The organism is Methylophaga sp. UBA3613 (assembly GCF_002375415.1).
In the GTDB taxonomy this organism is placed as follows: domain Bacteria; phylum Pseudomonadota; class Gammaproteobacteria; order Nitrosococcales; family Methylophagaceae; genus Methylophaga.
Genome location: NZ_DFLS01000012.1, coordinates 58,043 through 70,112, shown reverse-complemented (window position 1 = coordinate 70,112; position 12,070 = coordinate 58,043). Strand labels below are relative to the sequence as shown.

11 protein-coding genes are annotated in these 12,070 nt (G+C 45.1%); 2 read left to right on the top strand and 9 right to left on the bottom strand.

What is annotated here, in order from left to right; genetic code table 11:
* Positions 1 to 116 precede the first annotated feature (116 nt).
* Entirely contained in the window at positions 117 to 503 is a 387-nt protein-coding gene (locus B3S93_RS13900) for a hypothetical protein (protein ID WP_289245110.1), read from the top strand.
* A gap of 582 nt (positions 504 to 1,085) precedes the next feature.
* Here B3S93_RS13900 and B3S93_RS13895 read toward each other — a convergent pair.
* On the bottom strand, positions 1,086 to 1,772 hold the full coding sequence (locus tag B3S93_RS13895) for a hypothetical protein (protein WP_292749111.1): 687 nt from the start codon (positions 1,770 to 1,772) through the stop codon (positions 1,086 to 1,088).
* A gap of 575 nt (positions 1,773 to 2,347) precedes the next feature.
* On the opposite strand from B3S93_RS13895, the gene B3S93_RS13890 reads away from it, so the two are divergent.
* Entirely contained in the window at positions 2,348 to 2,677 is a 330-nt protein-coding gene (locus tag B3S93_RS13890) for a four-helix bundle copper-binding protein (protein ID WP_292398328.1), read from the top strand.
* Positions 2,678 to 2,841: 164 nt separating this feature from the next.
* Here the strand turns inward: B3S93_RS13890 and B3S93_RS13885 are convergent, their stop codons facing one another.
* The 8 genes from B3S93_RS13885 to B3S93_RS13850 form a co-directional block, all read right to left on the bottom strand.
* Positions 2,842 to 3,477: a peroxiredoxin gene (locus B3S93_RS13885; protein WP_292398325.1), complete on the bottom strand. Its 636-nt coding sequence runs from the start codon at positions 3,475 to 3,477 to the stop codon at positions 2,842 to 2,844.
* Positions 3,478 to 3,500: 23 nt separating this feature from the next.
* Positions 3,501 to 3,968: a DUF411 domain-containing protein gene (locus B3S93_RS13880; RefSeq protein WP_292398322.1), complete on the bottom strand. Its 468-nt coding sequence runs from the start codon at positions 3,966 to 3,968 to the stop codon at positions 3,501 to 3,503.
* Positions 3,965 to 4,198, bottom strand: coding sequence for a hypothetical protein (locus B3S93_RS13875; protein ID WP_292398319.1), 234 nt, complete (start codon positions 4,196 to 4,198; stop codon positions 3,965 to 3,967). The genes B3S93_RS13880 and B3S93_RS13875 overlap by 4 nt, the downstream gene beginning before the upstream one ends.
* 135 nt (positions 4,199 to 4,333) lie before the next feature.
* Positions 4,334 to 4,633, bottom strand: a complete 300-nt coding sequence (locus B3S93_RS13870; protein ID WP_292398317.1) for a hypothetical protein — start codon at positions 4,631 to 4,633, stop codon at positions 4,334 to 4,336.
* Positions 4,634 to 4,783: 150 nt separating this feature from the next.
* The gene (locus B3S93_RS13865) at positions 4,784 to 5,134 is read right to left on the bottom strand and encodes a copper-binding protein (protein WP_292398315.1); all 351 of its coding nucleotides are present in this window, start codon (positions 5,132 to 5,134) and stop codon (positions 4,784 to 4,786) included.
* Positions 5,135 to 5,204: 70 nt separating this feature from the next.
* Positions 5,205 to 8,375, bottom strand: a complete 3,171-nt coding sequence (locus tag B3S93_RS13860) for an efflux RND transporter permease subunit (protein WP_292398312.1) — start codon at positions 8,373 to 8,375, stop codon at positions 5,205 to 5,207.
* Entirely contained in the window at positions 8,372 to 10,267 is a 1,896-nt protein-coding gene (locus B3S93_RS13855) for an efflux RND transporter periplasmic adaptor subunit (protein WP_292398309.1), read from the bottom strand. The genes B3S93_RS13860 and B3S93_RS13855 overlap by 4 nt, the downstream gene beginning before the upstream one ends.
* Complete coding sequence (locus B3S93_RS13850) at positions 10,267 to 11,619, bottom strand: TolC family protein (protein ID WP_292398307.1); 1,353 nt, start codon at positions 11,617 to 11,619, stop codon at positions 10,267 to 10,269. The genes B3S93_RS13855 and B3S93_RS13850 overlap by 1 nt, the downstream gene beginning before the upstream one ends.
* Between the last annotated feature and the right edge of the window lie 451 nt (positions 11,620 to 12,070).

Genomic DNA, 12,070 nt, shown 5'->3' with positions numbered 1-12,070 from the left:
ATTGATCATGATATTGAGTATTTACTTATTATTGATCTTTTTTTGCACGATTTAAATTAGTTCTATGTTTGGGTAATTTATTCTCATCCACACATGAAGTTTGGAAATTTAAAACCATGAGTAGATTAATTTATTACGTAGAATCAAATCTCGTTTGGTTTGTCATTATTGTGGCTGGGCTTGGATTGGTATTACCTGAGGCGGGTAAATATCTCCAACCACTAATTGGGCTATTACTTGCTGCATTGATGTTTATTATCAGCCTGACTTTTGATGCCCATGCCGTTCGGTTAGTGCTTCGTAAAACTTCAAGGCAATTTTTAGCGCTGATTCTAGTCAACGGCCCAATGTGGCTTGCCGGGCTGCTGACCGGCCGATTATTTTTTTGGCAGTGGTCCGTTGGCTATGGGTCAAACTTTGCTTGGCACCTTACCCACAGATGTATCATCTCCGTTGTTAGTGTTGATGGCGCGAGGCAATGTTGCCCTGGCAGCCGTTTTTAATGCGGTAAATACCGTTTTTTCCCCCTTTCATTGTTCCTCTGCTTTTTTTATGGCTGACGGGCATTCAACTGGAAGTACCACCTGACACCATTATTTTCGAATTAGTGTTGGTTGTTCTAGTTCCCACCATTTTGGAAGTGAGTTTGCGAACAAAGTTTTCAGCATTTTTTTTTACGTCATGATTCGGCTTATGCAGGAATTGGCTCATTTCTTTACCTTCTGATATTGCTCACTGTGTTAAGCCCAAATGCAGAAACTATTATTGGCTATGGTTGGTAAGCTTTTGTTATTGCTGCTGTAGCTTTATGTCTGAATCTGATTGGTTATCTGGTAGGAATGATCTCACGTCTGATATCCAAAGACCGAAAATAGGCATTGCTCTCAAATTCCTATAACGACCAGTAACTCATCATTGCTTAATTCGTATAGTTACGGTGTTAGAAACTAATTTTTCATTTGACTTCCATTTAAGTCATGTCTCCTTATCGGTACTACCAAAAGAATAGGCAGCTTCAAACGCTGATAGACTTAATTTGTCGAGGATAAGAATCAGCGAGATGTCTTTCATGACTATCATTTATTTCAGCCTGTAGTCGCTGCTTGCTTGGATGCATTGTGCTTACGTTTTTTATACGATTGTCGTTTGGCCTGAGCCTTATTTAAATCACTGTCTTTTTTCTTATCAGATGCTATGTAAGCTTGTTGCCCAAGTGCTCTGATTGCATCAGCAATTTTAAAGATACGAACTTGCCATGCATGAGACCTATCTTCTGAATGAGCAAGCGGAACTTCCCCGGCCATCCAAAGCGTTTTAAGTTTCATTGTCAGATTATCCAGCTGACGGATCAGATTCATAAATGCCATACCTTCTGGGCAAGTGATTTTGATCAGCAAATCAACGCTATCATCCGTGACGGCAGAATTTTTGATTCCGATGTTGTCCAGAATGTGATCTGCTTGTTCCATATCCCTATTCATTTCAGTAGACAGCTGCTTAATACTTTCAGTTATCTTCCCCACATTTTCATCTGACAGCTCACGCAATCCAAATTTACGTGTCAGCAACGTTGCTGCTGTCATCTGCGTTTGTATATGTTCGAAAGTCCGGCGAAATATTCGTTTTGCCTGTGCTGACTGTAGCGTTACGGTTATCTCCATGTAAAACTCGCTTTTGACCTCTTCTTCGGTCAAGAACTGTTTAACCTTTTCCATTTCAGCTTGCTGCCGACTTTCTCTTTTGGGGTCAACTTTGTCCATCTCTTCAGCCATGACGCTCACCTTTCATTAAATAAATTATGTTCAGGGTGGCATTTAAAATGAGTTCGCTGGCTTAGTCTATGAATAACCGGATATTGGTCAATGCCGGTTACTAGAGTGGAAGGCGTTTTCACTCACACAGGTTTAAGACGATGAATACTGACCTTAAACAATAAATAGTTGCTACCAATATAGGAAGATATTGACTTTCTTCTTTGTGTTTAGATGATGTTCTGCAATTTATTGAGAAGCACGGCCATACTCGGGTTCAAGCGTAGGTCCTAATTATCTATTAGTTTTCGATAAAGACTATTTTAAGGCGGATTGTGAAACAAGAATTCAAATGAACTATACAAACAGATTAAGGCACTCTACGAAATATCTCGTTTCTACTTCTCTTTGTAATGATTACAAACATAATTAATGCCATCATGAATATTTTACACCCACATTATAAATAATCTGATTGTGACAGCTTGGTAAAAGGGAAATGCAGCGACTCATTGGCTAATTTATATTGGTATATTGCTTGCTAAATGCCCTTAACATGCAATTAAGCATTATTCATCAATTAAAGAGAGGTCACTATGTCTCATGAAAAATATCAATCTTGTATCGAAGCTTGTTATCGCTGCGCAGCGCAATGCGATCATTGTGCAGTGGCTTGTTTAGAAGAAAGTAATGTTTCCAAAATGGCAGATTGCGTACTTATGGATTTAGACTGTGCGGATATGTGTCGTTTTGCAGCGGCTGCAATGGCTCGTGGCAGTGACTGTGCAGCTCAAATTTGTAATTTATGTGCCGAAATTTGTGAGAAATGTGCTGAAACTTGTGATCAGTATGAGCATCAGCACTGTAAAGACTGTGCTAACCAGTGCAGAAAATGCGCTGAAGAATGTAGAAAAATGGCTGCATAGGCAATCTGACATACGCCTCATTATGAGGCGTATGTCTTTTTGATGCTAATCTACTTTGTAGATTAAAACTATTCGAAGGTAATCTTAGCAAAAGAACTACTTAATATTACGAACAACTGAATATTCTTCATCCTTTCATTACTTAAAATGGCATGCGCCCTACCTCAACGATTAGGCTGCTTGACTATACGAAGATATGACTTAAGCGTCTTCCAACCTTCAGGAAAGTGTTCTTTAGCCTCCTCGTCGGATAAAGAAGGAACTATGATGACATCATCACCATTGGACCAGTTTGCTGGGGTAGCAACCTTATAGCCATCGGTTAACTGGATCGAGTCGAGCACCCGTAAAATTTCATTAAAGTTTCTGCCTGCACTTTTCGGATAAGTCAGCATCATCCTAACTTTTTTGCTCGGATCAATCAGAAATACTGAACGCACTGCCGAACTATCATCTTCTCCGGGGTGTAACATATCGTAAAGCCGAGAGATTTGCTTATCTTCATCTCCAATAATCGGGAAGTTGACCACGCAACTCTGGGTCTCCTCAATATCGCCGACCCAGGCTTTATGATCTTCTACCGAATCAACGGAGATAGCGATTATTTTACAGTGCCGCTTGTCAAAAGCTTCCTTCAGCTTGGCAGTCTCACCTAGTTCTGTGGTGCAAACTGGTGTGAAATCAGCTGGGTGTGAGAACAAGATAGCCCATCCGTCGCCAATCCAGTCATGAAAGTTAATAGTTCCTTCTGTGGTATTCGCCTTAAAGTCTGGGGCAATATCGCCTAGTTGTATGTTCATAATGCTAGTTTCCTTGAGTTAAATTATAAAGTGGCGTAGATAGAAGCTTCACCATTCAGGAATGTATAAATCTCAAATGGTTTCTGCTTCTGTCCTGTCATTCCGGGAGATCCCGCCGGCATTCCAGGTAGGGATACACCCCGGGTCTCAGGCTGTTCATGTAAAAGCTTTTCGATTATGGTTATTGGCACATGGCCCTCAACGGCATATCCATTGACCAGCAGGGTATGACAACCTTGCAAATTTTCAGGTATCCCCTGCGCGCGCTTAAATTGCTCTAAATCAGGACTTTCCACAACAGTCACATTAAAGTCATGTTGGCGTAGATAAGCCGCGTAATCATCGCAACACAGGCAACCCGGATTTTTATACAAAGTAGTTTCAACGGCTTCTGTAGCTCTTGTTGAGTGTAATCCAGCGAATGTCAAGAAGAGCAAACCCATAATAACAAGCAAATATCGCCATTTGCTATATTTGTGTATCTTTATCATAAATCTCTTCTTTTAGACTTGTGGAAAAACAGGAACTTTAACAGCGACAGAATCGCCAGAATCAAGGCAATGAACACTAGGACCAGAAATGCCATACAAATAAACATATAGCCACCATTCATCATTCCGTATTTCTCCATCATCCCAGGATAAGTTTGCTCAAAAGCCAATGCTGTTTTTGAAAGAAATGTCAGTAATATCAATAAATAAAAAGGTCTTTGTTTTTTCATGGTTAATCACCCTACACTATTAAAAAAGTATTTGTGGGGCTGGGCCAAGCAGTATGTGTATGAATACCAAGCAGTAATGAATATATTAATTTAAGGATTCAAATATTAGTACTTTCCCATCTAAGACCACGGCACTTATTCACTTGCTCGACGCCCTCTATAAAATGTTTTACCTGGTGGACCACGCCTAATAGTATTAGTTTTGGCTTCAGGTTTTGATTGTTGCTCCCTTTCAGTTTTGTGTTCCATGTAGCGGCGGGGACCTTTCTCGATCGGACCATACGGATGCTTATGTTTTGCCTCAAAAGGTTGAGTAATTGATCTGTCAGGATTTGTCGATGAGTTGCCTGAAGTGTCAGCATTGACAATACTGTAAGACATCGTCAATAAAGTAGCTGATAACACTCCTGCCCAAGATTTAAACTGTGTTTTCATGGTTACCTCCAGTTAATAGGTTCAAGACCTGGTTTGCCTAGATTTTTCATTCAATTGTCTTTTATTGGACAATTATCTTTAATCGCTCATTCCGTGCTGTGTGCATTAATTAATGCAGGGATGATTTTTGAATCAGCCCTGCATTTTCAATTACTTGACTTCAGTAATGACATAGCCTTGTTCTGCTTTCTTAAACTCGAAATCAACAGTTTCGCCCACCTTAAGCTTGTTAAGTAATGTCTCATCTTTAACTGAGAATCCCATGGTCATGGCCGGCCAGCTGAGGCTTTCAATCGGTTCATGAACCAAAGTGACTTTTTTTGAGCTGATATCGACTTTAGTGACAGTGCCAATGGCGGAATGGGTGATCTGTTGATCCGATGTCTCCGCTTTTGGAGCCATGTTTTCCATATCGTCATGATCCATTTTCTGCTCCGCTAATATCGACGTTGCCGAAAAGGACAGAATGATTGTCAAAGAACTTACTAATAATTTTTTCATTTTAATTTTCTCCAGTGCGTTAAATAAAAAAACCTAGGTCAATGCACGTTAAATGACCCGGCGTAATTCATCACTCGTTATTTGCTTGTGATTGAATTGGTTCGTTTTTCGTCTGCTTCTGTGCACGCTTTTTATGAATCAGTAAATAGATCACCGGTATCACCAGCATTGACAACAGTGGTGCTGTCACCATGCCGCCTACCATTGGCGCAGCAATGCGCTGCATAACTTCACTACCAGTGCCGCTACCAAACATAATGGGCAGCAGGCCAGCAAGGATAACGGTCGCCGTCATGGCCTTGGGTCTAACCCTGAGCACAGCGCCTTCACCTATGGCATCCAGCAGATCAGCCTCTGTTTCTTTTTGTTCATCCAACCGGTTTTGCCAGGCTTGCTTAAGATAGAGCAGCATGATGACGCCAAACTCGGCTGCTACCCCGGCTAAAGCGATAAAGCCGACCACACTCGCCACCGACAAGTTGTGTCCCAACAGATAGAGCAGCCAGATGCCACCCACTAAAGAAAAGGGCAAAGTCACCATTAGCAGCAATGCTTCGCCAAAATTCTTAAACGTGAGATAGAACAAAACAAAGATGATAAGCAACGTGAAAGGCACCACCAGCTTGAGCTTGGCAGTCGCACGCTCAAGATACTCGAATTGTCCGGACCAGGTGATTGAATAGCCGGTCGGCAAATCCACTTGCTCCGAGACGATTTGCTGCATATCGGTTACCGCCGAACCCAAATCCCGATCCCGAATATCAACATACACAAACCCCGCTAACCGCGAGTTTTCACTGCGCACCATGGGTGGACCGTCACTGATGCTAATGTTCGCAACATCTGACAGTATCAATTGCTGGCCGCGAATAGTCACGATAGGCAAGGTCCGTAAAGAGGCCAGTGAATCCCGGATCTCCCGGGGGTAGCGAACATTAATGGGAAAGCGCTGCAATCCCTCCACCGTTTCGCCAATATTCATGCCGCCCACAGCCGAACTGATAATCAACTGCACATCATTAATATTAAGGCCATAACGCGCCGCGGCATCACGTTTAATATCAACATCGACGTAACGACCACCGGTGAGACGCTCAGCAAAAACACTGGTGACCCCAGGTACATCTTTGAGGACTTTTTCAATGTCGCCGGCAATGCCATCAATAACGTTTAAGTCTTCCCCCAAAACTTTTACGCCCACAGGGCTCTTGATACCGGTAGCCAGCATATCAAGCCGGTTACGAATCGGTGGTACCCAGATATTGGTTAAGCCGGGCACCTTCACGGTCCGATCTAATTCGGCGATCAATTTTTCTTTAGTCATACCCGGCCGCCACTCTTCACGAGGTTTGAACTGGATCGTGGTTTCAAACATCACCAGTGGCGCCGGATCGGTTGCCGTATCGGCTCGTCCGGCTTTGCCGTAAACGGTTTCAACCTCCGGTACGCTTTTAATCATCCGGTTAGTTTGCTGTAGCAATTCTGCTACTTTTCCGGCGGAGAGGCTCGGCAAAGCGCTAGGCATATATAGCAAATCACCTTCATCCAGAGGCGGCATAAACTCACTGCCGATATGTTGTAAAGGCCATAAACTGGTCAGTAACAATACGCTAGCGACCACTAAGGTCATCTTTGGAAACTTGAGTACGCCTGCCAATAAAGGTCGATACAAAGCAATTAAAAACCGGTTTAGTGGATTAGCCTGTTCAGCCGGAATTTTGCCCCGGATAAGGTAGCCCATTAGTACCGGGATAAGTGTTACAGCAAGGCCAGCTGCTGCGGCCATTGCATAAGTCTTGGTAAATGCTAATGGAGAAAATAGTCGGCCTTCCTGAGCTTCCAAGGTGAAAATTGGGATAAAAGACAGCGTAATAATCAACAACGAGAAAAACAGCGCGGGGCCCACCTCGACGGCAGAATCACCTATCACCTTCCAGCGACTGTCGCCTTCTAGCTTTGATCCGGGATGTTTTTCATACCAGCGTTCTAAATGTTTATGGGCATTTTCAATCATCACCACCGCTGCATCGACCATGGCACCGACAGCGATGGCAATACCGCCCAGTGACATGATATTAGCGTTGATCCCCTGCCAGTGCATCACAATAAAAGCCATCAAGATCCCCAGTGGCAGTGAAACAATAGCCACCAAGGCTGAACGAAGATGGAACAAGAAAATAAGGCACACTAATGCCACCACAATGAATTCTTCAATAAGCTTTTCACTGAGATTATCGACAGCGCGTTCTATTAGCCCAGAGCGATCATAAACCGTCACAATCTCAACGCCCTCGGGCAAACTCTTTTGCAGCGTTTTCAGCTTGTCTTTCACAGCAGCAATGGTGGTCAGGGCATTTTTGCCAGAACGCATCACGATGATGCCCCCCACAGCTTCACCGACACCGTCGAGCTCGCTGATAGCCCGCCGGATTTCAGGGCCGATTTGAATATACGCGACATCGCCTAAAGTCACTGATATACCAGCATCAGTGGTTAGTAAGGGAATGGATTGAAAATCTTCCAAGCTTTGCAAGTAGCCCGAGGCGCGAACCATATATTCCGCTTCACCCATTTCCAGCACCGCACCGCCGGTCTCTTGATTACCATTATTGATAGCCTCAATAACACGGGAAAGCGGTATGCGATAAGTGGCTAATTTGTCGGGATCAACAACCACCTGGTACTGCTTGACCATGCCGCCGACAGTTGCGACCTCTGCTACATTGGCGACGGTTTTCAGTTCGAATTTAAGAAACCAATCCTGCAATGCGCGCAGCTGCGAAATATCCTGAGTACCGGATTTATCTACCAAAGCATACTGATAGATCCAACCCACACCGGTGGCATCCGGACCGATTGAGGAACTTGCCGTATCCGGCAGCCTTGACTGCGCCTGATTAAGGTATTCCAGCACTCGACTGCGGGCCCAATACAGATCGGTACCCTCCTCGAACAAGACATAGACATAACTATCGCCAAAGAACGACAGACCGCGTACTACTTCAGCGCCGGGTACCGATAACATGGTGGTGGTTAATGGGTAGGTGACTTGATCCTCGACCAATTGCGGTGCTTGTCCCGGCCAGGTCGTTTTAATTATCACCTGAACATCTGACAAATCAGGCAGCGCATCCAGCGGCGTACGTGATAAAGATACCAAGCTCCAGGCAAGCATCATCAGCGTAGCCAATAACACCAAAAAACGATTGTCGATTGACCAACGTATAAGTTTGGCAATCATTTTGCACCTTCCATTTCAGTCTCGGCTGACAAAGGCTGCAGGTCGATAATTTTAGGTGCCGAGCCTTTTTCTAAGCGAAACTCAATTGCTATTTGCTCGCCCACTGTTAGCTCGTCGGTATCCAGCGAGGATGACAGTTCAAAGTCCATGGTCATGCCCGGCCAATTTAAGCTGGGAATATCTGGATGGGTCAGCGTCAAAATCTGCCTGTCTATAGCTTCGATTTTTGCCTGCGTCTCATGACTCTCCATTGCCATTTCAGGAGCTTTTGAGAGCGGTTGAAACTCCACAATCAATGGTGCCGCGCCTTTTTCTAAACGAAAGGCAATTTCAATTTGCTCACCCACCGCCAGCTCATCTGGATTGAGTGATGACGAAAGTTCAAAGTCCATGGTCATACCCGGCCACTCCAGGCTGGGAATATTTGGATGGGTCAAAGTCAATATCTGTCCGTTTATCGCTTCGATTTTTGCCTCAGTCTGATGAACCTCCATTGTCATCCCAGACATTGAATCGTGATCAGTTTTTGTTTCCTGACCATCCATTAGCCGCGCTTCAATACCTCTCAGGCTGGCTTCTGAATCCACCAAAAACTGACCTGATACCACAACCCGTTCACCTTCCTGCAGACCTTGCTGGATTTGGGTTTTATCATCAGTTACGCGACCGGTTATGACTTCAACCGGGCGAAAACTGCCGTTATCGAGCGCCAGCATGATTAAGGTGCGTTTGCCCGTTCGGATAAGCGCTTCGGTTGGCACCATCAGTGCATCGGTAATTTGTTTGCCTGCCAACTGCATATTGACGAACATACCCGGCGCCAATTCACCTTGTGGATTGTCCAAAACCACCCGCGCCTTCAGAGTGCGTGTTGTCGGGTCCACTTCCGGTAATAATGTTTGTATCTGACCTTTAAATTGTTTGCCAGGAAAACCAGGGCTGCTGGCGATGATGGGATCACCAGGACTGAGTAAAGCGACCTGACTCTCCGGTACCTCAGCATTCGCCCAGACGGGATCTAATCCATTAATACGCATTAATGTGGTGCCGGTAGATATAGTCATGCCTTCGCGGGCAACTATTTCTGTGACGACGCCATCAATGGGGGCGGTAATAATCAGCTGCGTTTGAAGTCTGCCGGTGTTTTTTACCTGACGGATTTGCGCTTCACTCATCCCCACCTGACGCATGCGGGCAATTGAGGCTGCTATCAGCTCATCTAATCCCTCACCTTGCATGTTTTTGAGAGCCAGAAATTCTTCTTGTACGGCCACCCAGTCAGGCACGTAGATAGCCAAAAGCGGTTGGTCTTTATTAACTCGATCCAGCGTGGCCTTTACGTAAAGCTTTTCCACATAACCCAGTGCCCGGGCCTGAACATTCACTTCCTCGCGCTCATTCCAGGCAATAGCACCAACCGCCGTCACCTGCGTCGTAATGTCTTGTCTGGTTACTAACGCCGTGCGCATACCAATATTTTGTTGTAGGCGTGAGTTAATGGTGACGCCAGATTCATCCGTCTCACTCTCAGCATCCGAGCTTCCCTTGTAAACTGGCACCAGCATCATATCCATGTAAGGTGATTTACCGGGTGTCTCGAATTTATTGCCGGGGACCATCGGATCTTGGTAAAAAAGAATCTTTTGGCCCGTGACCGGATCAATATCACCGGCTTTAATCCCAGCGTCGATATGACGGCTGGTCGCTTTTTCGCCTTCGGCAATCCCCCAACTTGAAGGATCTTCGGTGGTCTTGGCATTACCCGCCATGCTCTCTGAGCTCAATGAAGACATGTCCATCCCTTGCTGCATTCCCCATTGATAAGCAGCATAACCAGCGACAAGCACCATCAAAGCCATGACTAAAAATAAAAAGATGTATTTACGATTCATTATTTGAACTCCATGGCGCGGGATGAAGGAATGACTGCACTATCGGGCAATATCAGATATTCCAATGTGGCCCAAAGCGCTGCGGTTTCCATTTCAATCCTCAGTTTTTCTACACGCGTAGCAATTTCCATTTTTCGGGCATCAAGCACTGTCACTAACTTGCCTTTACCGCCACGATATTCGGCCACTACTGCATTAGTGCGCTGGTTAGCAAGGGGAATCAAAGCGGCTTCATAGTCACTGAGTCGGACTAAATTACTTTTCCAGGTATCGAGCCAACGGGCTGTCTCAGCAATATGCTCCCGGGTCATTTCTTCGCGTTCTGCTCGCACCTGGTCCGCTTGGGCCAATTTGGCAGCTACTACCCGATCCTGGCGGCTCTCCTGATTCCATTGCAGCGGCACGCTGACACCAATCGAAATCATGTCCGAAAAACCTGAACTTCGTTCGCCATACATTACTGACCAAGTCCAATCAGACTGTTTCTCTTGACGTGCGGCCTTGGCTTCAGCCATTGCAACCGCTTCCTCAGCCCTCATTACAGCAATATCTGGATGTTCATTTACCTGATGATATAAATGCTGAGTGTCGAGCGAAGACTCCGAAATGTTCGGCGCTATACCCAAAGATGTGTGATCAGTATTCCCGACCCAACGCGCCAGCGTCGTTTTGGCATTATCAAGGCGCGCTTGAGCTTGATAAATACGATCTTGGATTTCAGCCACAGTCGTTTTGGCCAGAAAAATATCGGATTGTGGTCCAGTGCTCCCACGATAGGCAGCTTCGGCAGCCTGAACTTGTAAGCTTGCCTCTTGCTGCTCGCGTGTTAATAACAACACCATTTGCTGCTGGTAATAAACATCAAACCAAGCTACTGCAGTATTTTGGCGTATTTCAGTAAGTGTCAGTGCTTTCGTTATCTGCGCCTTATCTGCTTTACGTTCAAATACTTTGGCACGGGCATCACGCTTGGCTTCACGGGTATATGTCTGAGAAATACCAATATTGCGAGAGGTCATGAAATCTTCCGTAAGGCTATAAGCCATGGGACCATTGACTGGCAGGTTATTAACAGATAACTCCAGCATTGGATCAGGAAGTTGTCCGGCTTCAATGGCCAGCTCTTGGGAGGCTTGCGATGAAGCATCTTGCGCCAACAAGGCGTGAGAGCGTTGCTCAGCAAGTTGCAATGCATTCTCAAGGCTTAGTGGCTCAGATGAAACTTGTGGTTGCGCCATGACTGCAGTTGCAAAACTGGCAGTCAATAATGCAATAAAGCCTAGCCAGTGAATTCGCCAGATTGGTGGCGAATAACTTTTGAGCACAATGGCTCTGATAAATAGGTTTGACATAAGCTGGATCCGATGAATTCAATGGCGTTGCAGCAAATGCAACGCAAATGTTTCAAGCATGGAATTAAGTTGCAGCTTGAAACACTACGGGAATAATGGGATCAGCTTAAGGTTGGCGGGCGCCAGAGATCAGTAGGCGCCAAGGTAGGCACAAACGGTATACTCGCTCGTGCCAAAAGCCTATCAGTGGAAACGAAGTTCCATGATGGAACAGAGAAAAAGAGAACTACATTAGAGATGCTGCAATCTTGATCTGCTTTACAGGATTCGCCTGTTTTAGCGGCCGTCGCGGCATCATTACAGCAGTCTGGCATATCGGCATGATCCATATTACTCATGCTGTCGCCTTGCTCCATAGGGCAATTCATCTCATGGCTCTGCGCATAGCTAACATTGGCGAAAACCAACGAAAAACAAAGCAGTAAAAGACTTACTATGCGCATTGTTGCAA